The organism is Flavobacterium sp. 102 (genome assembly GCF_003634615.1).
GTDB lineage: Bacteria > Bacteroidota > Bacteroidia > Flavobacteriales > Flavobacteriaceae > Flavobacterium.
In genome coordinates, this window is record NZ_RBKX01000001.1 from 1,342,667 (window position 1) to 1,365,931 (window position 23,265).

The 23,265-nt window shown below is 36.9% G+C and carries 19 protein-coding genes and 1 riboswitch; of the genes, 17 read left to right on the forward strand and 2 right to left on the reverse strand.

The genetic code is table 11. The features are described 5' to 3' along the window. The first annotated feature begins 3 nt into the window (after positions 1 to 3). The 8 genes from C8C84_RS05940 to C8C84_RS05975 all read left to right on the forward strand — a co-directional run bounded on the left by C8C84_RS05940 (position 4) and on the right by C8C84_RS05975 (position 10,008). Positions 4 to 465: an OsmC family protein gene (locus tag C8C84_RS05940; RefSeq protein WP_121312661.1), complete on the forward strand. Its 462-nt coding sequence runs from the start codon at positions 4 to 6 to the stop codon at positions 463 to 465. A gap of 137 nt (positions 466 to 602) precedes the next feature. Further along, positions 603 to 1,604: an alpha/beta fold hydrolase gene (locus C8C84_RS05945; RefSeq protein WP_121312662.1), complete on the forward strand. Its 1,002-nt coding sequence runs from the start codon at positions 603 to 605 to the stop codon at positions 1,602 to 1,604. After that, the gene (locus C8C84_RS05950; protein WP_121312663.1) at positions 1,591 to 2,691 is read left to right on the forward strand and encodes an aspartate kinase; all 1,101 of its coding nucleotides are present in this window, start codon (positions 1,591 to 1,593) and stop codon (positions 2,689 to 2,691) included. Before C8C84_RS05945 ends, C8C84_RS05950 begins: the two co-directional genes overlap by 14 nt. Before the next feature lie 136 nt (positions 2,692 to 2,827). Continuing rightward, positions 2,828 to 2,932: riboswitch (SAM riboswitch) on the forward strand. Between the two features lie 234 nt (positions 2,933 to 3,166). After that, entirely contained in the window at positions 3,167 to 4,162 is a 996-nt protein-coding gene (locus C8C84_RS05955) for a homocysteine S-methyltransferase family protein (protein WP_121314987.1), read from the forward strand. Positions 4,163 to 4,242: 80 nt separating this feature from the next. Further along, a complete protein-coding gene (metH, locus tag C8C84_RS05960) occupies positions 4,243 to 6,915 on the forward strand; it encodes a methionine synthase (RefSeq protein WP_121312664.1) in 2,673 nt (890 codons plus the stop codon). A 73-nt stretch (positions 6,916 to 6,988) separates the two neighbouring features. Then, positions 6,989 to 7,945 (forward strand): methylenetetrahydrofolate reductase [NAD(P)H], encoded by a 957-nt coding sequence (gene metF, locus C8C84_RS05965; protein WP_121312665.1) that lies wholly within the window; start codon positions 6,989 to 6,991, stop codon positions 7,943 to 7,945. A gap of 212 nt (positions 7,946 to 8,157) precedes the next feature. Beyond that, complete coding sequence (locus C8C84_RS05970; RefSeq protein ID WP_158592548.1) at positions 8,158 to 9,246, forward strand: acyloxyacyl hydrolase; 1,089 nt, start codon at positions 8,158 to 8,160, stop codon at positions 9,244 to 9,246. Between the two features lie 12 nt (positions 9,247 to 9,258). After that, positions 9,259 to 10,008, forward strand: a complete 750-nt coding sequence (locus C8C84_RS05975; RefSeq protein ID WP_121312667.1) for a head GIN domain-containing protein — start codon at positions 9,259 to 9,261, stop codon at positions 10,006 to 10,008. 49 nt (positions 10,009 to 10,057) lie between these two features. On the opposite strand, the gene C8C84_RS05980 is transcribed toward C8C84_RS05975, so the two are convergent. Both C8C84_RS05980 and gldA read right to left on the reverse strand, forming a co-directional pair. Beyond that, positions 10,058 to 10,741: a hypothetical protein gene (locus C8C84_RS05980; protein WP_121312668.1), complete on the reverse strand. Its 684-nt coding sequence runs from the start codon at positions 10,739 to 10,741 to the stop codon at positions 10,058 to 10,060. A gap of 56 nt (positions 10,742 to 10,797) precedes the next feature. Beyond that, positions 10,798 to 11,706, reverse strand: coding sequence for a gliding motility-associated ABC transporter ATP-binding subunit GldA (gene gldA, locus C8C84_RS05985; protein ID WP_121312669.1), 909 nt, complete (start codon positions 11,704 to 11,706; stop codon positions 10,798 to 10,800). A gap of 336 nt (positions 11,707 to 12,042) precedes the next feature. On the opposite strand from gldA, the gene C8C84_RS05990 reads away from it, so the two are divergent. The 9 genes from C8C84_RS05990 (at position 12,043) to C8C84_RS06030 (ending at position 23,263) form a co-directional block, all read left to right on the forward strand. After that, the gene (locus C8C84_RS05990) at positions 12,043 to 12,531 is read left to right on the forward strand and encodes a PAS domain-containing protein (RefSeq protein ID WP_121312670.1); all 489 of its coding nucleotides are present in this window, start codon (positions 12,043 to 12,045) and stop codon (positions 12,529 to 12,531) included. A 263-nt stretch (positions 12,532 to 12,794) separates the two neighbouring features. Next, complete coding sequence (locus C8C84_RS05995; protein WP_121312671.1) at positions 12,795 to 13,622, forward strand: prephenate dehydratase; 828 nt, start codon at positions 12,795 to 12,797, stop codon at positions 13,620 to 13,622. After that, entirely contained in the window at positions 13,619 to 14,761 is a 1,143-nt protein-coding gene (locus C8C84_RS06000) for a pyridoxal phosphate-dependent aminotransferase (RefSeq protein WP_121312672.1), read from the forward strand. The genes C8C84_RS05995 and C8C84_RS06000 overlap by 4 nt, the downstream gene beginning before the upstream one ends. Positions 14,762 to 14,875: 114 nt before the next feature. Continuing rightward, complete coding sequence (locus C8C84_RS06005) at positions 14,876 to 15,958, forward strand: bifunctional 3-deoxy-7-phosphoheptulonate synthase/chorismate mutase type II (protein ID WP_121314988.1); 1,083 nt, start codon at positions 14,876 to 14,878, stop codon at positions 15,956 to 15,958. A 103-nt stretch (positions 15,959 to 16,061) separates the two neighbouring features. Then, entirely contained in the window at positions 16,062 to 17,717 is a 1,656-nt protein-coding gene (locus tag C8C84_RS06010) for a hypothetical protein (protein ID WP_147406815.1), read from the forward strand. 104 nt (positions 17,718 to 17,821) lie between these two features. After that, on the forward strand, positions 17,822 to 18,799 hold the full coding sequence (gene rsgA / locus C8C84_RS06015; protein WP_121312674.1) for a ribosome small subunit-dependent GTPase A: 978 nt from the start codon (positions 17,822 to 17,824) through the stop codon (positions 18,797 to 18,799). A 42-nt stretch (positions 18,800 to 18,841) separates the two neighbouring features. Continuing rightward, positions 18,842 to 19,294: a D-aminoacyl-tRNA deacylase gene (gene dtd / locus C8C84_RS06020; protein WP_121312675.1), complete on the forward strand. Its 453-nt coding sequence runs from the start codon at positions 18,842 to 18,844 to the stop codon at positions 19,292 to 19,294. Between the two features lie 50 nt (positions 19,295 to 19,344). Next, positions 19,345 to 21,255 (forward strand): DUF3857 domain-containing protein, encoded by a 1,911-nt coding sequence (locus C8C84_RS06025; RefSeq protein ID WP_121312676.1) that lies wholly within the window; start codon positions 19,345 to 19,347, stop codon positions 21,253 to 21,255. Between the two features lie 4 nt (positions 21,256 to 21,259). Further along, positions 21,260 to 23,263: a DUF3857 domain-containing protein gene (locus tag C8C84_RS06030; RefSeq protein ID WP_121312677.1), complete on the forward strand. Its 2,004-nt coding sequence runs from the start codon at positions 21,260 to 21,262 to the stop codon at positions 23,261 to 23,263. Positions 23,264 to 23,265 lie beyond the last annotated feature (2 nt).

The window sequence follows — 23,265 nt, forward strand, 5'->3', positions numbered from 1 at the left end:
AACATGAGCACAAAAACCGTAAACGTACTAGGCTATGCCAAAAACAGTAACCAATTCGTAGTCAAAGCCCAAAACTTCGACATCCGAATTAGTAAAAATGATCAATTTCCTGAACTGGAAGGGCCAAGTCCGATAGAATACATTTTGGCCGGTTATGCCGGTTGCATCAATGCTGTCGGAAAATTGGTCGCCAAAGAACAAGGCATCGATTTAAAATCACTTCAAGTTGAAATCTCGGGAACCTTAAGTTTAGACAAATACCAAGGGAAAATTAGCGATGAAAGAGCGGGATTTAAATCTATTGAAGTAACAGTAAAACCAACAACTGATGCCACTTTGGGCCAATTAAAAGATTGGTTAATTACGGTTGAGAATCGTTGCCCGGTTCAGGATAATTTGATCAATTCAACTCCGGTTTCAGTGGTGTTGGTTAAAGAATATGAACCAACAGCAACTGTGCTGTAAAAAGAAAAACCATTGGTTTTATTCCGCTGTGCTCCATACAATTCGGTAGCGCCTCGGGTGGTTTTGTTTGTTTGTTAAGACTGTCTTCAAAGTTTAGGTTGAAGGCAGTCTTTTAAAAAGCAGTTAAAAAAAGCAACATGAAAAAATTAGAAAAAATAGACTTGTTTAATTTTGATTTAGAAAACGGAAAGCAACGACCTTATCTTCCGTTATTCTATCAAACTTTTGGTCAACCCATTGGCTTAGCACCGGTTGTGATTGTGAATCACGCTTTGACAGGAAACTCCAATGTTACCGGAGAAAACGGCTGGTGGAATGATTTAATCGGAACAGATAAAATCATCGATACCCATTATTTCACCGTAATTGCTTTCAATATCCCCGGAAATGGTTATGATGACAATTTTGGAAACTTGATTTCAAATTACAAAGATTTCACCATTCTCGATGTCGCCAAAATTTTTTGGGAAGGCTTGTCGTTTCTCAAAATAAACGATGTTTTCGCAGTTATAGGTGGAAGTTTAGGCGGAGCAATAGCTTGGGAAATGGCAGTTTTGAAACCAAATGCTGTCCAAAATCTAATTCCGATTGCCACCGATTGGAAAGCCACGGATTGGGTTATTGCCAATGTTTTAATCCAAGACCAAATTCTCAATAACTCAGATGATCCCATTGCGGACGCCAGATTGCACGCCATGTTGTTGTACCGAACACCGCAATCAATTAACCAACGCTTTCAAAGAAATAAATTCAATGGTTCCTCGGTTTTTCAAATCGAAAATTGGCTGGCCAATCACGGCATCAAACTCAAAAACCGCTTTCGGCTATCGGCTTACAAATTGATGAACCATTTGCTTAAAACAAATGATATTACTCGTGACCGAAATGATTTTTTGCTGATAGCCAAAGAAATTCAAGGGAACATTCACGTAGTCGCCGTAGACACAGACTACTTTTTTATTCCTGATGAGAACCGCGAAACGGTTGAAACTTTAAAACCAATCAAAGAAAATGTGTTTTACCATGAAATCAATTCCATTCACGGACACGATGCGTTTTTAATCGAATACGAACAATTAGCCCAAATTTTAGGGCCTATTTTTAACAAACAAAAACAACAAAATTATGTCAGTGCTTAGAATCAATATAGTCCTTTTTGGTATCGGCAACGTCGGTAGCACTTTAGTCAACCAAGTCATCGAGAGTCAAAAGTTCTTCCTCGAAAAAAGGAACATCGACCTCAGATTTCCAATCATCACTAATTCTACTTTAGCTTTCTTCGAAAAAGACGGACTGAAAAACCAGTGGGAAGCCAATTTTGCCCAATCCGCCATTCCGTTCAGAATTGAAGACATCATCGAATACGTTCAGGAACAACAATTGGAAAACCTAATTGCCGTTGATGCAACAGCCAGTCAAGACATCATCAAAAATTATATTCCGTTAATTCAAAACGGTTTTAACATCGTTGCCGCCAATAAAAAAGCCAATACGTTACATTTCGATTTCTACAAAGAACTGAGAAGAAATTTAAAAAAGTATGACAAAACATTTTTATACGAAACCAATGTCGGCGCCGGATTGCCCGTTGTGCAAACGATAAATGACTTATACTTTTCAGGCGAAAAAATTACCAAAATCCGTGGCGTATTCTCCGGTTCATTGAGTTATATTTTTAACCGATTTTCTTCAGAAGAATTGCCGTTTTCCAAAATCTTACTTGAGGCAGAGAAAAAAGGCTACACCGAACCGGATTCGCGTGAAGACTTATCCGGAAGCGATGTCGCCCGAAAATTATTAATTCTAGCGCGCGAAATAGGGCAAGAGTTTGAATTTACTGATATCAAAATAGAATCTCTTTTGCTCCCTAATTTAAATGAAAAAAGTCCTAAATCTGAGTATTCTGTAAACAAATCATTGTTTGACAAACCGTTCCAAATTGCCAAAATCACACAAGCCGATGAGCATGCTTTGCGTTATGTGGGCGAATTGGATGTCATAACCAAACAATTAGAAGTGAAACTAATCTCAGTTCCTAAAAGTTCTCCTTTAGGCCAATTAAAAGGTACCGACAATCTAATTGAAATTTATACCAAATCCTATGGCGAAATTCCTATTGTCATTCAAGGAGCGGGAGCCGGAAAACAGGTTACCGCTCGTGGCGTTCTTACCGACATTCTCAAAGTAGCCGAGAAAATTAAAATTAAAGAAGCGGTTTGGTTATAACCGGCTTAAAAATTAACTAATCAACCTTTAACCAAGAAAACCTACAGCACGAAAACGTTGTAGGTTTTTATTTTTTTAAAACTGTTGCAAAAACCAATTCTATGTCATTACTTTGCACCGTTCATAAACTTATTGTTCGTTATCACGAAAGCTGGAGGGAATAGACCCGTCGAAAGCTTAGCAACCCTTTGCCAAAAGAAGGTGCTACATTCTATCTCAATTTATTGGGAGCAGATAACCCCGAGAATTCTTCTCACTTTCACGATAACATACTATATTTTTTTACGAGCGAATGGCTTGCGCATTGTTGCGGTCCATTTTCCCGCTTTTTGCACTGCATGGCAGTTGCGTCAATCGGGGCTAATTAGTTATCCATTTTTGTAAAATTATTGCAAACAAAAACCTTTGCGAACGCTGCGTTGTCATCCTGAGCTTGTCGAATGACTCTGCGGACTATGCGGTTAAAATAACAAGTATGTCAAAAATACAACAAGCCATCAAAGAAAGAATCCTTGTCCTAGACGGTGCGATGGGAACCATGCTGCAACGCAACAACTTCTCAGAAGAAGATTTCCGTGGCGAGCGTTTCAAAGATTTCCCACATCCGCTAAAAGGCAACAACGATTTGCTTTCCATCACGCAACCCGAAGCTGTAAAGCAAGTCCACCGCCTGTATTTTCAAGCCGGTGCCGATATTGTTGAAACCAATACATTCTCAGGAACCACCATCGGTATGGCCGATTATCACTTAGAAGATTTGGTTTACGAACTCAACTACGAATCCGCCAGAATCGCCCGAGAAGTCGCTGACGAATTCACAGACAGACCACGTTTTGTAGCCGGTTCTATCGGGCCAACCAACAGAACCGCTTCTATGTCACCGGATGTTAATGATCCCGGATTTCGAGCCGTAACTTTTGACGATTTACGCATCGCTTACAAACAACAAGTGGAAGCCTTGATTGATGGCGGTTGTGATGTTTTATTGGTAGAAACCATCTTCGACACACTAAACGCCAAAGCTGCTTTATTCGCCATAGAAGAAGTAAAAGAAGAACGCAATCTCGATATTCCGGTGATGGTTTCAGGGACGATTACCGATGTGTCAGGAAGAACTTTATCAGGACAAACGGTAGAAGCCTTTTTGATTTCTATTTCCCATATTCCTTTATTGTCAATCGGATTCAATTGCGCACTCGGAGCCGACCAATTAAAACCATACTTGAAAAGACTTGCACACAATACAAGTTTAAATATTTCGGCACATCCAAATGCCGGTTTACCGAATGCTTTCGGGCAATACGACCAAACAGCCGCCGAAATGCAAGCCTTAATTAAAGAATATTTACAAGATAATTTAGTCAACATCATTGGCGGTTGTTGTGGTACCACACCAGAACACATCAAAGCCATTGCTGATGTTGCCTCACAATTCAAACCAAGAAGAATTGATGAAAATCAATTAGTTTAATAAAAGTTAACACAGATTTGTCAGATTATCACCAATTTAATCTGTGTGGATTTGTGATAATCAGTGTTCAAACAAATAAAATGTCAGCAACAAAATATCTAAAATTATCCGGATTAGAACCGTTAATCGTTACGCCTGAAAGTAATTTCATCAACGTAGGCGAACGAACCAACGTAACCGGTTCGCGTAAATTCCTTCGCTTAATCAAAGAAGAAAATTACAACGAAGCACTTTCAGTAGCAAGGGATCAAGTTGAAGGAGGCGCGCAAATCATCGACGTCAATATGGACGAAGGCATGTTGGATGGTGTTTATGCCATGACCAAATTCCTAAATCTAATCGCCGCGGAACCCGATATTGCCCGAGTTCCGGTAATGATTGACAGCTCTAAATGGGAAATCATCGAAGCCGGTTTGAAAGTCGTGCAAGGAAAAGGAGTCGTGAATTCGATTTCACTAAAAGAAGGGAAAGAGGCTTTCATTCACCATGCCAAATTGATTAAAAGATATGGCGCCGCTGTAATCGTAATGGCTTTTGACGAAGATGGGCAAGCCGACACTTATGAAAGACGTATCGAAATCTGTAAACGCTCGTATAGTATTTTAGTCGATGAAGTCCATTTTCCGGCAGAAGACATCATCTTCGATCCCAATATTTTCCCGGTCGCCACCGGAATGGAAGAGCACAAATTAAACGCTTTAGATTTCTTCAGAGCAACCAAATGGATTCGTGAAAACTTACCGTATGCCGGCGTTTCAGGTGGTGTGAGTAATGTTTCGTTTTCGTTTCGCGGGAATGACAAAGTACGTGAAGCGATGCATTCCGCATTTTTATACCATGCGATTAAAAACGGCATGACGATGGGTATTGTAAATCCGGAGATGCTCGAGATTTACGATGAAATCGACCCAATTTTGTTAGAACATGTGGAAGATGTTTTATTGAACAGAAGAGAAGATGCGACGGAAAGATTACTTGATTTAGCCGAGAGTTACAAAGGCGATTTTAAAACCAACGAGAAAGCCGTTCAAGAATGGCGAAGCGGCTCGGTTCAAGACCGATTAACCCATTCGTTAGTCAAAGGAATAGACGAATTTATAGAAATAGATGTAGAAGAAGCTCGCCAATTGGCCACAAAACCAATTGAAGTCATCGAAATCAATTTGATGGCGGGAATGAATGTCGTAGGCGATTTATTCGGAAGCGGAAAAATGTTTTTGCCACAAGTGGTCAAATCGGCGCGCGTAATGAAAAAAGCCGTAGCGTATTTGCTACCTTATATAGAAGCTTCGAAAGACGGAAAATCTTCTTCCGCCGGAAAAGTCTTGATGGCAACCGTAAAAGGAGATGTGCACGATATTGGTAAAAATATAGTAGCGGTAGTTTTGGGTTGCAACAACTTTGAAATTATCGATTTAGGGGTTATGGTGCCACCGGAAAAAATCATTGAAGCTGCTGTTCGTGAAAAAGTAGATATCATTGGTTTGAGCGGATTGATTACGCCATCATTAGACGAAATGGTATATCTCGCCAAAGAAATGGACAAACTCAACATCAAAATTCCGGTCATGATTGGCGGTGCAACCACTTCGCGAGCGCATACTGCTGTAAAAATAGCACCGGAATACAAAGAAACTGTAGTGCATGTGAACGATGCGTCGCGTGCGGTAACGGTAGCGAGTAATTTGCTTCAGGCGGAAACCAAAGTGGAATACGCCAAAACGGTTCGTGCCGAATATGACAAATTGCGTGAAGGTTATTTGAATAGAAGTAGAGACAAAAATTACCATTCGATTGAAGACGCCAGAAAGAATAAATTACAATTGGATTGGAACAATTTTACGCCGGTGAAACCGAATTTTATCGGAACCAAAACCGTTGAAGTTGAATTGTCACAACTGGTTAATTTTATTGACTGGACGCCATTTTTCAGTTCGTGGGAATTGTTCGGAAAATATCCTGCGATTTTAACCGATGAAGTAGTTGGCGAACAAGCGACTTCATTATTTGAAGATGCACAAAAAATGTTAAACCAAATCGTTTCGGAAAAATGGTTAACTGCGAAAGGAATTTTGGGCATTTATCCGGCAAACCAAGTCAATGATGACGATATTCAGGTTTTAGAGGAAAGCGGAAAAGAGTTAGTAAAATTCTTGACGTTAAGACAACAATCTCAAAAAACAGTCGGTGCACCAAATATCGCGTTAGCTGATTTTGTAGCGCCAAAAGACAGTGGAAAGCAAGATTATATCGGTTGTTTTTGTGTTACTACCGGATTTGGCGTAGACGAAAAAGCAGCCGAATTTGAAAAACAATTAGACGATTACAACTCGATTTTAGTAAAAGCCTTAGGCGATAGATTGGCCGAAGCATTCGCAGAATATTTACATTTAAAAGTCCGTAAAGAAATTTGGGGCTACGCTTCCGACGAATCTTTATCGAATCAGGATTTGATTGACGAAGAATACAAAGGCATTCGTCCCGCGCCGGGTTATCCTGCATGTCCGGATCATTTGGAGAAACCCACGATTTGGAAACTTTTAAAGGTCGAGCAAGCAATAGGTGTGAAGCTGACGGAAAGCATGGCAATGTGGCCAGCTTCTTCGGTTTCGGGCTATTATTTTGCCAATCCGGAAAGCAAGTATTTCGGACTTGGAAAAATAAAAGAAGATCAAGTAATTGACTATGCCAAACGCCGTGGAATTTCAACTGAAATCGCCACAAAGTGGTTAAGTCCAAATATAGCAGATTAACAACAGTTGTCGGTTGTTACTTTTCAGTTAAAATGGAAAACAGATAACAGACAACAGATAACAGACAACATAAATGAAAGTTACCCAACATATCCAAAACGCGAACGGAAAACCCCTGTTTTCTTTCGAGATTTTACCGCCTTTGAAAGGGCAAAATATTCAGTCTATTTTTGACAGTATTGACCCGTTGATGGAGTTCAATCCGCCGTTTATTGATGTGACTTACCATCGTGAGGAATATGAGTACAAAGAATTGCCAAGCGGTTTGTTGCAAAAGAAAGTGGTCAAAAAGCGTCCGGGAACGGTTGGGATTTGTGCCGGAATTCAGAACAAATACAATGTGGATGCGATTCCGCATATATTGTGTGGTGGTTTTACCAAAGAAGATACCGAGAACTTGTTGATTGACTTGGATTTTCTTGGAATTGACAACGTTGTGGCACTTCGCGGTGATGCTTTGAAAACGGAAACTTATTTCCATCCGGAGAAAGAAGGTAATGAATATGCGACCGAATTGGTGACGCAAATCAGCAATTTGAATAATGGCATTTACTTGGATGAAGATTTGAAAAATTCGGCCAAAACTAATTTTTGTATCGGTGTGGCCGGTTATCCTGAGAAGCATATGGAAGCACCGAGTTTGGACAGTGATATTCATTTCTTAAAACAAAAAATCAAAAACGGCGCGGAATATATCATTACGCAAATGTTTTTTGACAATAAAAAATTCTTCGATTTTGTGGATAAATGTCGCGCTGCCGGAATTACGGTTCCGATTATTCCGGGATTGAAACCTATTGCGACTAAGAAGCAATTGAATTTAATTCCGCACCGATTTAGTTTAGAATTGCCTGATGATTTGATTATGGCAGTTGTAAAAGCGAAAGACAATGATGAAGTAAAACAAATAGGAATCGAATGGTGTACTGCTCAAAGTAAGGAACTCGTTGCTGCCGGAATTCCGGTGTTGCATTACTATTCGATGGGAAAAGCAGAAAATATTAAGGCGATTGCAAAAGAAGTTTTTTAAACTGATTTTACAAAAGACCAATCCTATTTAGCCCCGATGGCAATAGCTACCGTGTAGCATGGACAGCGGGAATATGGCCAACAAAAATGCCCGAACTTTTCGCTCCTGATTTCTCCTAAAGTCGGCACGAGCACAGCGAACTGGCGCAGCAAATGACAATTAGGTATTCTATTAAATATATTCCGTTATATTTGTGCGTTTTAAATTTTAGGATGAAGAAAACTTACCTGCTTTTTTTACTGTTAGCCTTTTCTGGATTTGGTCAAAATACCAATCCTTTTGCGGTTGAAGCTTCTATTTTAAGGGGCAATATTTTACCTCATACGGAAGACATGCATCATTTGGTTAACGGTCATCCGCAAGGTTTTATGTTGAGTGTTATCAAAAAAACTGATGGTTCTAAAGAATGGCATCGAGCGTATAATTATCCGGATTATGGAGGCTATTTTTTGTACCAGGATTTTAAAAGTCAGCCGTTAGGACAGAATTATGCCACAGGCGTTTTTTACAATTTTCACTTCTGGAAAAGACGATTGCAATTTAGATTGTCACAAGGAATTGCCTACACTACCAATCCGTATGACAAAGTTGACAACAGTAAGAATAAAGCTTTCGGAAATCGATTGATGGCCAACACCAATTTCGGATTGACCTATACTACGCCGTCTTTGTTTGATAATATTAGTTTGCAGGCGGGACTTTTATTTGTTCATTATTCTAATGGAAGAATTGTATCGCCCAACAGCGGTATTAATACTTACTTGCTGAATCTTGGGGTGAATTATAATTTTTCGAAGGATTTTCAACGCCAAGTTGATACGACTACTGTCCCAAAAAAGTATAAAGAACCCATTCGATACAACTTTGTGTTTCGAACCGGAATCAATGAAAGTCCGATTATCAATAGTGGTCAGTATCCTTTTTACCACATTGGTTTTTATGCAGATAAGCGTATCAATAGAAAGTCGGCTTTACAATTGGGCGCCGAATTGTTTTTGACCAAATCAATTGAAGAGTACATTAATTATTACTCCGTTGCCTATCCGGAAGACAATATCAGTTCTGATACGGATTACAAGAGAGTTGGGATTTTCATTGGACATGAATTAATCATCAATAAAATTTCAATCGAAGCACAATTAGGCTATTACGCTTATCAACCTTTTAAAAAGGATATTGCGATTTATGATAGGGTTGGGATGAAATATCGTTTTTCGGATAAGTTTTTTGGTGTTTTTTCGCTTAAAACGCATTTGTTTTTGGCAGAAGCTTTAGAAATTGGCATTGGATATAGAATTTAAAAAACAGACAGTATGAAAAAGTTTTCGGTATTGATAATTTTGTTTTGGCTGTTCAACGCTTGTGAAAAACCGAGTGATTGTATTGAGAGTTCGGGCGCGACAATTACCAAAGAAATAGCGGTTCAGCCATTCAAAAAGATAAAAGTCTACCGCGGTATTGAAGTTGTCATTACGCAAGGAACGGAATACAAAGTACAAATTGTGGCCGGCGAAAATTTCATCGATAATGTGGAAGTCAAGCAAAATGGTGACCAACTGATTTTTAAAGACGACGCCAGTTGCAATTGGGTTCGCTCTTATGGTATGACAAAGATTTTGGTGACCACGCCAACTTTGGAAGAAGTATATTCAAAAACGGATAGAAATATCAGTTCGAATGGCGTTTTGACTTTCCCAAGTATAGCTTTTATAGCGATGGATAAAGATGGTGATGGTGAAAGCGGTGCCGGAACCGGAGATTTTATTCTGAATGTGAACAATGATTATTTGTACATCGCGAACAATAATGTGTCTCGATTTTATCTTTCGGGACAAACCAATTTGGCGGAGTTTAATTTTTATTTCGGAGACGGAAGAATAGAAGCTGAGAATCTAATTGCTCAAAATATAAAAGTCTTTCACCGTGGTTCTAACGATATGACAGTAAGACCTATTCAAAGTATTATTGGCACCATGAACAGCACCGGAAATATTATCTTAAAAAATGTGCCGCCGGTTGTTGATGTGGAAGAATTGTACCAAGGCAATGTGATTTATCCTTGATAGAAAAGTGATTAGTAATTAGTGAATAGCCCAAGCCAAGAAGTTGTTACTAAATGTTTTTATTTATACTTCGAGATTTATAATATACATAGCATATAAAAGCTAAGCAGAATATTGTCCAAATCATTTTTTGGGTATTTATCCCTCGATTAACTAAATCCCAAACAGTTACTAAAACCATAAATCCACCCAGAATTTTCGCATATCTTAACAAAGTTGTAATCTCTTTAGCTTGATTTTGTTTTTGATGTTCTCTTTTCTGAATTTCTAATTCACGCCTTTCATTATCTATAATCTTACTATTTTGGTCTAGTAACTGAAATTTATTTAAGAGTATAACTTCTAAATCATTAAAGTTCTTTGTTTCAAAATCAGAAATAAAAAAAGTGTTATCCAAAGCTTTAATTTTTATTGCTCTATACGAAATTCCTCGTGCATGATAACTACTAAAACTAAAACCAATTATGTCCGAAAATTTGTAAATCATTTTTTTGAAGATGAAAGGTTTTCTAACAATGAGAATTTCATCTCTTAAATTTATCTCTACAATATTTCCAAATCTATATATTGAAAAAATAAATACTAAAAATAACACAGAAGTCATACTTCCAAGTAAGGAATTTTGATTCCAAGATGTTGATGAATCTCTAAAAAATGAAAGTGAAATACAACCAAAAAATAGGGTTGTAAGTACGCAAATTAAAACAGTACTTGTTCGTAGTTTCGATTTCATAAAACGGCATATAACTTGAAATGCTTAGCGACTATCATAAAACTAATCACTAGTTACTAATTACTCTTTTTCTTAGTTTTCTCCCTAAAGATTTGCTCCAAATTCTTGCTTTTCAAACTAATTTGTAGTGTTTTCAACCCGTTGTCATGCGCAAAGTCGAATATTTTCGGACGCATGTCTTCTTCCGTGTTGAAAGTCAGTAACCAAAGATTGTCATTGGTGTTTTTATACGTTTTGATGTTGGCTAAATTGGCCAATAAATTGGGGTCAATTGCCTTGTCAAATTCGACTTCGATGATTTGCTCTTTTTCTTCAGAAACCAATTTGTCCAGCTTTTTATCGGTTACGATTTTGCCGTGGTCAATGATGATTACGCGGTCACAAATGGCTTCCACTTCTTGCATAATGTGTGTTGAAAGAAAAACCGTTTTATCTTTACCGACATTCTTAATCACATTTCTGATTTCCACCAATTGATTTGGGTCAAGACCAGTAGTCGGTTCGTCCAAAATCAACACGTCCGGATTGTGTAAAAGCGCAGTCGCTAAACCAACACGTTGGCGAAAACCTTTAGACAATTGTCCTATTTTTTTATGACTTTCCGGCGTTAAACCGGTTAATTCTATTACTTCTTCGATACGCGATTTGGCGACCTTATACACATCGGCATTGAAAGCCAAATATTCACGAACGTATAAGTCTAAGTACAACGGATTGTGTTCGGGTAAATAGCCAACCGATTTTTGCACTAAGATTTGTGCGTTATTAACATCATTGCCATTTACGGCAGCCGAACCTTCATCGGCATTGATATAAGTCGTCAAAATTTTCATCAACGTAGATTTTCCGGCGCCATTCGGCCCAAGAAAACCAACGATTTCTCCTTTTTTAATGGAAAATGAAATGTTGTCCAATGCTTTTTGTGCACCGTAACTTTTGGAAATATTTTGAACTTCTATCGACATAACATACTATTTGAAGCAAATGTAATAATTAATTAAAGGAAAAAGAAACGCACATTTATATAACGTGAAGAATGGTGTTTTAGGTTTTGCACAATTGTGTATATTTGTTTTCATAATAAAATCAATTTAGGAATAATTGAGTTATTCTAATGTGGAACCAAGTCAGAATCTTGGACTGTCGTGCAACTGTGTTTTCCTGTAAATTAGGAATAAGTCAGATACACATCATTGATTTAGTTTGAGCATCACGAGATGTGCTTGAGCCGAATATTTCTTCGTTTAGCTAATGAAGAATTGTTTATTATTCATTTTCTCGAACTTAAAAAATGAATAATAATGACAGAACAATATGAAATAGCTTTGGCTAAATACTACAACAAACTAAGGATAGTTCCTGTTCCGCTTATTGCTTGGGATATATTTGCAAGCCATGATTTGGAAATAAATAACTATAATTCTTTTCAAAATCATTGGAAGAAAAAAGAAAATTTTAGTGAAGTAGTTTATCAAGCAAAACGCGAAATTATTATCACCAATGCCAATCAGGAAATTGTTTTTGCGACGCAAGGTATTTATCATATGAATGGCTATCATCCACACGAAGTAATCGGGAAATCACCCAAAATGTTCCAAGGAAAATTAACAACGCAAGAAAGTCGAGATACCATAAGAACAGCAATCAAAAGTCAACTGCCTTTTAAAGAAATAGTGGTGAATTATAAAAAAGATGGGTCAACTTATTGGTGTGAAATCCAAGCTTATCCAAAGTTCAACAATAAGGGAGAATTAGTTAATTACATCGCATTTGAAAAAATAGCTTCTTAAAATCAGGATTACAATTCATGTGTTCTGATTAGCTAAAACGTTGTCGTAAATTTTTCACTACATTTTTGTAGAAACTAAATTTTAATTTTTTACATTAGCCAAACAGAACAATGCTATGAGACAATTTAACACCTTTTATAACTATTTCTTTTATTTCTTCTTCGGACAGAAAAAGGGATTGGTATTGTGTTATGTGAAAAACTAAATTTTAAAAACAACAATAATATAAATCCCAACGAGAGTTGGGATTTTTTTTTGATGATATGGAAACAAAAATCGCTATTCAAGGTATTAAAGGTTCTTTTCACCACCAAGTTGCTCAGTCGTTTTTTCAGCAAGAGTATGATTTAGACGAATGCATGTCATTTGATGATTTGGTTAAAAGTTTGGTCAATAACCAAGCGCACAAAGGCGTGATGGCGTTGGAAAATTCTATCGCTGGTTCGATTATTCCCAATTATGCTTTGATTGACCGAAACAATTTGCACATTATTGGCGAACATTATCTCGACATTCACATGAATCTAATGGTTTTGAAAGGCCAAAAAATAGCAGACATTAAAGAAGTCCATTCGCACCCGATTGCGTTGTTGCAATGCGCTGTTTTTTTTAGCCAATATCCGCACATTAAATTGGTCGAAAGTGGCGATACTGCTGAAACCGCACGCAGAATTCAGGAGCAAAAACTCACCGGGATTGGCGCCGTTGCTGCTCCGATTGCGGCCCAATTATATGACTTGGAAATACTCGCCGCCGGAATTCATACGATTCAAAGCAACAAAACCCGCTTTGTGATTGTAAAAACCACCAATAAAGAATGGCCAAAAGAACAGATTAACAAAGCGTCTGTCAAATTTGAACTCGATGATACCGCCGGGAGTTTGGCGACAGTATTAAATGTAATGAACAACTGTAAACTCAATCTGACCAAAATCCAATCGATGCCGATTATCGAAACACCTTTTCAATATTCTTTTTTTGTCGACGTCATTTTTGAGAAGTACAAACATTACGAAAAAGCCAAAAATATTTTAGCCCTAATGACCACGCATTTCAAAGTGTTGGGTGAATACAAAAACGGAAGATTATGATCACAACAGCTAACAGACTAAACAGCGTTCAAGAATATTATTTCTCCAGAAAATTGCGTGAAGTTCGTCAACTCATGGCCGAAGGAAAACCGGTCATCAATATGGGCATCGGTAGTCCTGATTTGGCGCCTGATATAACCGTAATTGACGCCATGAGTCAAGCCATGTTTGACGACAAAGCCCATGAATACCAAAGCTATCAAGGTTTGCCCGAATTGCGACAAGGCATGGCTGATTTTTACGCGAATCAGTTTGGCGTTGCGTTAAATTTCAATACTGAGATTCTCCCGCTAATGGGTTCCAAAGAAGGGATTATGCATATTTCCTTGGCTTTTTTAAATGAAGGCGACGAAGTGCTGATTCCGAATCCGGGTTATCCGACCTATGCTTCGGTAGCCGAATTGGTGCAGGCGAAAGCCATCTGTTATGACTTGAAGGAAGAGAATGATTGGCAACCCGATTTTGAACAATTAGAAAAGCAAGATTTGTCGAAAGTCAAGCTGATGTGGGTTTCTTATCCGCACATGCCCACCGGAGCGAACGGAACAGTGGAATTGTTTGAAAAACTGATTGCTTTTGGCAAAAAGCACCACATTTTAATAGTCAATGACAATCCGTATAGCTTTGTTTTAAACGAAAATCCATTCTCCATTTTACAAGTTGATGGCGCAAAAGAAGTGGCTTTAGAATTGAATTCCTTATCTAAAACCTACAATATGGCCGGTTGGCGTGTCGGAATGGTTTTAGGGAATGCTACATTAATTGATGCGGTTTTGAAAGTCAAAAGCAATATGGACAGCGGGATGTTTTACGGGATTCAAAAAGGCGCGATTGAAGCATTGAAACTCGGGAAAGATTGGTTCGAGAAGCAAAACGAAATTTACACCAAACGTAGAAATCTAATTTTCCAATTGGCGGAAAAACTGCATTGTACTTTCGATAAAAACAGTGTTGGCTTATTCGTTTGGGCCAAATTACCTCACGGAATTTCAGCAGAAGATTTCATTGATCAAGTTTTAATCGAAAAGCACATTTTCATCACGCCTGGAATTATTTTTGGCAGCAATGGAGAAGGTTATATCCGATTTTCACTTTGTGTTACCGAAGAAAAAATACAAGAGACAATTGCAAGATTTTAAAAGAAAAGAATTAATTTTAGGCAAAAGGCAATAGCCATGAGCCAATAGAAATAAAAATAAATAAAATAAACTATTGCCTAATGCCTAATGGCTTTTGGCTCTAAACAAAAAGCTATGAATATAACAACAGAAAATAGAAAATGGTTGGATGATTTTAAATTAAGTCACCCGTTGGTAATTGCCGGACCATGTAGTGCCGAAACCGAAGAACAAGTCTTGAAAATCGCTCACGAATTGAAAAACTCAGACGTTTCAATTTATCGCGCCGGAATTTGGAAACCACGAACACGTCCGGGCGGATTTGAAGGCGTTGGTGCCATTGGTTTGAAATGGTTGCAAAAAGCCAAAGCCGAAACAGGATTGTTAATGGCCACTGAAGTCGCTAATGCTGCGCATGTGAAATTGGCTTTAGAACATGATATCGATGTGCTGTGGATTGGTGCCAGAACTACTGTAAACCCATTTGCGGTTCAGGAAATTGCCGATGCGTTGGAAGGAACGGATAAAATCGTTTTGGTTAAAAATCCGGTGAATCCCGATTTGGCTTTGTGGATTGGCGGTGTGGAACGTTTGTACAATGCCGGAATCAAAAAGTTAGGCGTAATACACAGAGGCTTTTCGACTTACGAAAAAACAAAATACAGAAACATTCCGGAATGGCAATTGGCGATTGAATTGCAAAATCGTTTTCCTGATTTACCCTTAATTTGTGATCCTTCACACATTACCGGAAGACGCGATATGATTCAGGAAGTCTCGCAACAAGCATTGGATTTGAATTATGACGGATTGATTATTGAAACCCATATCGATCCAGACAACGCTTGGAGTGATGCGGCACAACAAGTTACGCCAACCGTTTTAAAACAAATTTTTGAGGATTTGAGGATTCGTAAAGAAACCGATGATGCTGATGAATACAACAGTCGTTTGGCAAGGTTTCGTGTGGATATTGATGAATATGATGGAAAATTATTAGAGATTTTAGGCAAAAGAATGAAAGTTGCCGATAAAATCGGAGCCTTGAAAAAAGAGAAAAATGTAGCGGTTTTGCAGAACAAACGTTGGAATGAAATTCTGGGGAAAATGATTCTAGACGGAGAAGAAAAAGGCCTGAGCGAAGAGTTTATCTTGAAGATTTTCAAAGCCATTCACCAAGAAAGTATTACACACCAAGAAAAAGTGATTAATAGCTAATGTCTATTTAAGTTAAAAAATGAAACCTACTGATTTATTGGTAGGTTTTTTTTGTATCATTGCGCAACAATAAAAACAATCTCTAATTTTTAAACCAACCAAAATGAAACAAACCTTTTTAGGTTTTATCTTTTTTGTTTGCAGTTGCATAAGCTTGAATGCACAAAACAAAATTGATAAAATCAACATGACTTATGGTGAAGAATTGCCGGAAGACAAACAAAAAATCGTAAAAATTATCGGTGAAACTGACACCAAAATTTACGCCCTTGGATTCAAAGAAAAGGAAGATTATTTCTTGAAAATATTTGAATCTAAAACGATGAAATTAATTTCGTCGAACCCAATCGTTATCCCTCAAATCAGCGATAAAGAAGTCGATTTTGAAGATATCTTTTTATTAAACGGAAAACTTTATGCGATTGGAAGTGTTTTCAATAAAAAAGAAAAAATATTCAACTTAATTGGTGCCGAGATTTCTGAAAAAGGCATCATTAGCAAATCAACCGTTACCTTATTCAATTCTGAAGTAGCCAAAAAATCAGAGCGTGGCGGGTTTTATTTCAAACAATCTCCGGATGAAGGCGCATTGTTAATCATGCATACTTCACGGTTTCCTAAAGAAGATGCGATTAAATATGAAGTTAAATTGTTCGACGACAAATTGGCAACCCTTTTCACCAGTGAAGAAAAAGTGAAATTTGACGACAGCAAAAAAGATTATGAGTTTACCATTTCTGATTTTGAATTGAATTTTCAAGATGATGTCTTTTTGGTAATCAACGAAAGTTACAGAGATTCAAAAAAGAAAGAGCAAATTGAGAAATTCCAAATTCATGCGTTCAAAAGAGCCAATAACTACACTAAAGAAGTTATAGACATCAACATCAAAGGGAAAGAAATCATCAACTGTAAGATGTTGTCAACCAACAAAAACACATTACAATTGGTTGGTTTTTACTCAAGCGTTCGCGATAATGGTAAAGCCAATAAAGAATTAAAAGGAGTTTATAACGCGACTATTAATTTGGCTACCAATGCAAATGACAACTTAAAATTCAACGAGTTTGATTATGCCACCAAAGTTAAATTATTAGGTGAAAGAAAAGCCAAAAAAGGAAGAGATGTAAAACCATTATATAACATCACAACGCTTATTGAGAAAAACGATGGTGGAATCATCGTATTGTCTGAATTGCAGTTTGTTTACGTTGGGCAAAGTTCAGGAATCGGACCATTAGCCTTCACTCCGGTAACTTATACCAAAAATGAAATCATCATTACATGTTTAAAACCGGATGGTTCGTTAGATTGGAGTAATGTGTTACCAAAAGAACAATCAGCTTCTGTGACCACTATGTCATTCGCATTTGGTTTCGGTGGTGGAAACGGAAATTTTGCGGTTGGTGGTGCAATTGCCATTCCATTAGCGCAAATGGGTAAAGGACCAGAATATTTGGGTGCTATTCCGATTTACAAAAATGGTGTTTTAAACATCCTGTTCAATGATAATGTGAAGAACAAAGGCGTTACCGATATTGAAGAGATTAAATCATTAGGCAATTATAACAACGCAGTTCCGGCGCTTTTCATTTTTGACGATAAAGGTCAAATTACCAGAAAGGATCCTGAAGAAGTGGTAAAAGCCGAGTTAGTTATCCGTCCGGGAGTTTACTACAGAAAGAATCAGAAAGAGTTTATTATATATTCTTCCAGAAGGAAACAAGATAAACTAGGACGCATGATTCTAGAAGATTAAAAATGTAAAGGCTGTGAAATTATCGCAGCCTTTTTTTATTTGATTTTTTTTGAATACAATAACGGTTTCCTTTTTTTACCTTTGCTGAATCCTAAATTCAAAAAATGACCGGACTCGTATATAAATCTACCGGAAGTTGGTACACTGTCAAAGCCGAAGATGCTACGTTCTATGAATGTCGAATCAAAGGAAAGTTTCGCATGAAAGGCATCAAAAGTACCAATCCGATTGCGGTTGGCGACATCGTCGATTTTGAGTTAGATGATACGTCAGATGACATTACGGGAACCATTCACAACATTCACGAGCGAAAGAATTATATCGTCCGAAAATCGGTGAATTTGTCGAAGCAAACGCATATTATCGCTTCCAATATTGATATTGTTTTTTTGCTGATTACCATTAATAATCCACCAACAACGACTAGTTTTATAGATAGATTTTTGGTTACGGCCGAAGCTTATGGCATTGAAGCGGTTTTAGTCTTTAATAAGATTGATACCTATGATGAAGCTATGCGTGATGAGCAATTGTATTTGCAATACATCTATTCTGAAATTGGATACAAGTGTTTGCGTGCTTCTGCTATTGAGAAAAAAGGAATCGACGAATTGAAATCGATGATGACCGGAAAAGTCAGTATGTTCTCGGGACATTCGGGTGTTGGGAAATCAACTTTGGTCAATGCTTTGGAACCCAATTTGAATTTGAAAACCAAACACATTTCCGAACAAAGCAAACAAGGGCAACACACCACCACTTTTGCCGAAATGTATGATCTGTCTTTTGATGCCAAAATCATAGATACGCCCGGAATTAAAGGTTTCGGAATCGTTGATATGGAACCATCAGAAATTAGTGATTATTTTCCGGAGTTTTTTAAGCTAAAAGAACAGTGTAAATTCAACAATTGTTTGCACAAAGAAGAACCGCATTGCGCTGTGAAACAAGCTTTAGAAGACAATAAAATTGCCTGGTCACGCTACAATAGTTATCTCAAAATACTCGAAGGTGATGATGAACATTATCGTTCTGATATTTACAATGATGACCGAATTGCCAGTGATGAAACCCGGAAGTAATATTCAGTTTACAGTCGCAGTATTTAGTAAATTTTTATTTAGATGAAAGCCGTAATTCAACGAGTTTCCCAAGCTTCCGTATCCATAGAAGGTCAAATTGTAGCCGACATCCAACAAGGATTGTTAGTGTTGGTTGGTTTTGAAGACGAAGACAATTTCGAAGATATTAATTGGCTGACCGCGAAAATTGCCAATCTCAGAATATTTGGAGATGAAAACCACGTCATGAACCTATCTTTAAAAGACATCAATGGCGAAATGATTATTGTGAGCCAATTTACATTACATGCCTTGACCAAAAAAGGCAATCGGCCGTCTTACATTAAGGCTTCTAAACCTGATGTTGCTATTCCGTTATACGAAAGTTTTATTGTTCAAATGGAAGCCGAGTTGGATAAGAAAGTCCAAACCGGACAATTTGGCGCCGACATGAAAGTTTTACTTTTAAATGACGGACCGGTTACTTTAATTATCGACACAAAAAATAAGGAATAAGATTATAAATAAAAACATAATTTTTCTATATTTGACCAAATTCTGTGTCGATGAAATTCAAAATCTTCCCCTATTTTTTCCTGTTTTTTTCCTTTTTTGTTTCCGCACAAAAATTAGAATATTCAATCCTTACCATTCCCGATAGTTTGAAGCAAAATGCGAATGCTGTTGTGCGTTCAAATCAGTTGAATATTAATATTGCGTCTCAAAAATCAATGACTTTTAAATCAATCAAGATAATTACGGTTTTAAACGAATTAGGGTTGAATAGTCTTGATTTGATGGAGTATTATGACAAAAATAGCCGAATAACCAAAATCGAAGCCACAGCTTATGATCAGTTTGGAAAAGAATTGAAATCTTACAAAAGAAAAGATTTTAAGGATACCAGTGTGGCAGATGGCGTTTCAATTTTTAACGATAACCGAGCTTTATATCTTGATTATACTCCAATTACTTATCCGTTTACTATGGTTTTTGAATCAGAGATTGAGACGGCAAACACAGCTTTTATTCCTTCATGGACGCCACTGGATGGTTATTTGATAAGTACACAAAATACTTCCTTAGTAATTACTTTCAAACCCGAATTGCACCTTAAAACGAAAGAGGTTAATTTCACTAATCAATATCCCATTGAGAAAAGTGAAACACCAACATCTGTCAGTTATTCTGCCAAAAATTTGGTGGCCAAAAAAAGAGAAGAGCTAAGTCCGAGTTATAATGAAGTATTTCCTGTAGTTTATTTTGCCTTGGAAAAGTTTGCCTTGGAAAATGTTGAAGGAATTGCTGTTAATTGGGGCGAATTTGGAAAATGGTATTATAATTCACTATTGGCCGATACTGAGGAGATTCCGGAAGCCACTCAATTAAAGATAAAGGAACTTATTGGGAACGAAAAAAATCCGGTCGAAATCGCAAAACTCATCTATAAATTCGTTCAGGAAAAAACTAGGTATGTGAGTGTGCAAGTTGGGATTGGCGGATGGAAGCCAATGTTAGCTAAAGATGTTGACAAACTGGGTTATGGCGATTGTAAAGCGTTGACGAATTATACACGTTCCTTACTCAAATCGGTCGGAGTTCCGTCTTATTATACGGTGGTTTATGCCGGAAGTGATCAGACTCGAGATTTACAAGAGGATTTTGCCTCCATACAAGGAAATCACGTGATTTTGACCTTACCAACTGACAAAGGATTGCTTTGGTTGGAATGCACAAGCCAAATTCTTCCATTTGGCTTTCAAGGTGATTTTACCGATGATAGAAATGTATTGCTTATCAAACCTGAAGGTGGAGAAATTGTTAAAACCAAGACTTTCAACGAAGCCGATAATTTGCAAATTACAAAAGGTTCTTATCAAATCAGTGCCGAAGGAAATCTTTCAGGTAAAGTAAAAATCATTTCTAAGGCATTGCGTTATGACAGTTCGTACAGTAAAGAGCGCATGAGTAAAGAAGACCAAATCAAAAATTACAAGGAAGAATTTAGTAATATTAATAACTTGACAGTTAAGAAAATCAGTTTTAGTAACAATCCTGAGACTATTGAATTTATTGAAGATTTAGAGTTGGTAGCAGAAGGTTATGCCCAAAACTCAGGTGGGAAATTATTGTTTGCTTTGAATGCTTTTGACCAAAATTCGTATGTGCCCAAAAGATACCGAACAAGAGAGTTTCCGTTTCAAGTGGATAGAGGTTACACCAATGAGGCCGAAATTGAAATCACTATTCCTGACGGATTTGTAATTGAAGCCAAACCGGATGGAATTACACTTGATACCGAATTTGGGTATTATAAAATTGAGTTCATAGCCGAAACCGCTAACAAAATTATATGCAAAAGAAAAATGGTTCTCAAAAAGGGCTTTTATGACAAATCAAAATATGAAAGTTATAGAAAATTCAGAGAAACCTTAGCCAAAAACGATAATTCAAAAATTGTCATCACCAAAGCTTAACACCATGAAAAAAATTATTGCTATTACCTTATTATTACTTAGCGGAATTATTTTTGCTCAAAAGAAAGAATTAGGAAAAGTAACCATTGATGAATTAAATGAAAAAGTGTCGCCAATAGATTCATCTGCAGTTGCCGCTTATTTAATTAAAAATTGTGATGTAAAATTTATGTATTCTGAAACCAACGGCTTTACGGTTATCAAGACATATAAAATTAAAATTAAGATTTACAAAAAAGAAGGATACGAATGGGCCAATCAAAGTATTGGTTATTATGTTGGTAGCAATGGAAAAGATAAATTGAATTTTTCAAATGCAGCCACCTATAATTTAGTTAATGGTAAAATCGAAAAATCAAAATTGAAAAGTGACGGAGAATTCGAAGAAAAAGTGAATGAATTTTGGGCAAGAAAAAAGATTACTTTACCCAATGTAAAAGAAGGTTCTGTTATTGAGTATGAAGCCCAGTTGGAATCAGAAAGACTTAATTCAATCGATGAATGGTATTTTCAAAGTAGTATTCCGGTGGTGTACTCAGAATTAAAAACAATTATTCCGGAATATTTTATCTATAACACTATGAATAGAGGTTATTTAGCGCCAAAAATCACCTCTGATAGAACGACTAAAACACATAGTTTTACCTCTAAAGAAAGAAGTGATGGACTTGTGTCAAAGACCACATTTTCTTCTGAACAAATTTCTTATTCCGAAAACAAAACAACATTTGTTCTTGAAAATATTCCGGCTCTCAATGATGAAGAGTTTGTGAATAATATTAAAAATTATACAGCAGGAATAAAATATGAATTGGCTTCCATTCAGTATCCGAATCAGCCTTTTAAAAACTTCAGTACCGATTGGGAAACAGTGGTGAAGAGTATATACGAAAACGAATATTTCGGACCAGAATTAAATAAAACCGGTTATTTTGAAAAAGATTTAGATGTTATTTTAAGCGGAATCAACTCTCAAGAAGAGCGAATCGCTGTCGTTTTCAATTTTGTTAAATCAAGAATGAATTGGAACGATATGTACGGATATAGTTGTAACGATGGCGTTAAAAAAGCCTATCAAGAGAAAAAAGGAAATGTGGCCGAAATCAACTTAATGCTTACTTCGATGTTAAGGTATGCCGGAATTGAAGCCAATCCAATTTTGATTAGTACGCGCTCTAACGGTGTTTCTTTGTTTCCTTCAAGAACAGCTTTCGATTATGTTATTTCTGGTGTAGAATTGAATAATCAAGTTATTTTATTAGATGCCACTAATAAATTCTCGTTACCAAACATTTTGCCAATTCGTGATTTGAATTGGTTTGGAAGAATCATTAGAAAGAACGGAAGTTCGGCGCAAATTAACTTAATGCCAACATTCAATTCTAAAGACGTGATAAATATGATGGCTACAATTGGTGCAGATGGTAACATAAAGGGAAAAATCAGAGATCAATACCTTGATTACAATGCCTTTGTTTACAGGATAAATAATCATGGTGTGGCCAAGGAAAGTTATATTGAAAAATTAGAGAAAAGGCATCAAGGGTTAGAAATAGAAGAATATGAAGTGCTGAATACAAACGACTTGTCTAAGCCGATTGTGGAAAATTATAGCTTTACCTCAACCAATTCAGTTGAAATTATTGGCGATAAAATGTATGTTTCACCTTTTATGTTTTTTGCAACTACAGAAAATCCATTTAAACAAGAAACTCGCGAGTATCCGGTAGATTTTGTCTATCCAAACCAAGATAAATACAACATCAATCTCACCATTCCTGAAGGATATGTTGTAGAAACTTTACCACAGCCTAAAGCGGTTAGTATGCCTGAAGAAATGGGAAGTTTCAAGTACAATCTTTCAAATACTGGAAATCAAATCCAAATAGTATTTGTTTTAGATATTAATCAAGCTATTATAGGCTCGGAATATTATGATGCTTTGAAGAGTTTCTACAAAGAAATGATTAACAAACAAACGGAGAAAATCGTTCTGAAAAAAGTTTAACA

Excerpts from the sequence above, each read along its gene's own strand:
- dtd (WP_121312675.1), top strand. The coding sequence starts at position 18,842 with ATGAAAGCCGTAATTCAACGAGTTTCCCAAGCTTCCGTATCCATAGAA.
- C8C84_RS05940 (WP_121312661.1), top strand. The coding sequence starts at position 4 with ATGAGCACAAAAACCGTAAACGTACTAGGCTATGCCAAAAACAGTAAC.
- gldA (WP_121312669.1), bottom strand. The coding sequence starts at position 11,706 with ATGTCGATAGAAGTTCAAAATATTTCCAAAAGTTACGGTGCACAAAAA.
- C8C84_RS06010 (WP_147406815.1), top strand. The coding sequence starts at position 16,062 with ATGAAACAAACCTTTTTAGGTTTTATCTTTTTTGTTTGCAGTTGCATA.
- C8C84_RS05970 (WP_158592548.1), top strand. The coding sequence starts at position 8,158 with ATGAAGAAAACTTACCTGCTTTTTTTACTGTTAGCCTTTTCTGGATTT.
- C8C84_RS05995 (WP_121312671.1), top strand. The coding sequence starts at position 12,795 with ATGGAAACAAAAATCGCTATTCAAGGTATTAAAGGTTCTTTTCACCAC.
- C8C84_RS05980 (WP_121312668.1), bottom strand. The coding sequence starts at position 10,741 with ATGAAATCGAAACTACGAACAAGTACTGTTTTAATTTGCGTACTTACA.
- C8C84_RS05955 (WP_121314987.1), top strand. The coding sequence starts at position 3,167 with ATGTCAAAAATACAACAAGCCATCAAAGAAAGAATCCTTGTCCTAGAC.
- C8C84_RS05950 (WP_121312663.1), top strand. The coding sequence starts at position 1,591 with ATGTCAGTGCTTAGAATCAATATAGTCCTTTTTGGTATCGGCAACGTC.
- C8C84_RS05945 (WP_121312662.1), top strand. The coding sequence starts at position 603 with ATGAAAAAATTAGAAAAAATAGACTTGTTTAATTTTGATTTAGAAAAC.
- C8C84_RS06030 (WP_121312677.1), top strand. The coding sequence starts at position 21,260 with ATGAAAAAAATTATTGCTATTACCTTATTATTACTTAGCGGAATTATT.
- C8C84_RS06000 (WP_121312672.1), top strand. The coding sequence starts at position 13,619 with ATGATCACAACAGCTAACAGACTAAACAGCGTTCAAGAATATTATTTC.
- C8C84_RS06025 (WP_121312676.1), top strand. The coding sequence starts at position 19,345 with ATGAAATTCAAAATCTTCCCCTATTTTTTCCTGTTTTTTTCCTTTTTT.
- rsgA (WP_121312674.1), top strand. The coding sequence starts at position 17,822 with ATGACCGGACTCGTATATAAATCTACCGGAAGTTGGTACACTGTCAAA.
- metH (WP_121312664.1), top strand. The coding sequence starts at position 4,243 with ATGTCAGCAACAAAATATCTAAAATTATCCGGATTAGAACCGTTAATC.
- C8C84_RS05975 (WP_121312667.1), top strand. The coding sequence starts at position 9,259 with ATGAAAAAGTTTTCGGTATTGATAATTTTGTTTTGGCTGTTCAACGCT.
- C8C84_RS06005 (WP_121314988.1), top strand. The coding sequence starts at position 14,876 with ATGAATATAACAACAGAAAATAGAAAATGGTTGGATGATTTTAAATTA.
- metF (WP_121312665.1), top strand. The coding sequence starts at position 6,989 with ATGAAAGTTACCCAACATATCCAAAACGCGAACGGAAAACCCCTGTTT.
- C8C84_RS05990 (WP_121312670.1), top strand. The coding sequence starts at position 12,043 with ATGACAGAACAATATGAAATAGCTTTGGCTAAATACTACAACAAACTA.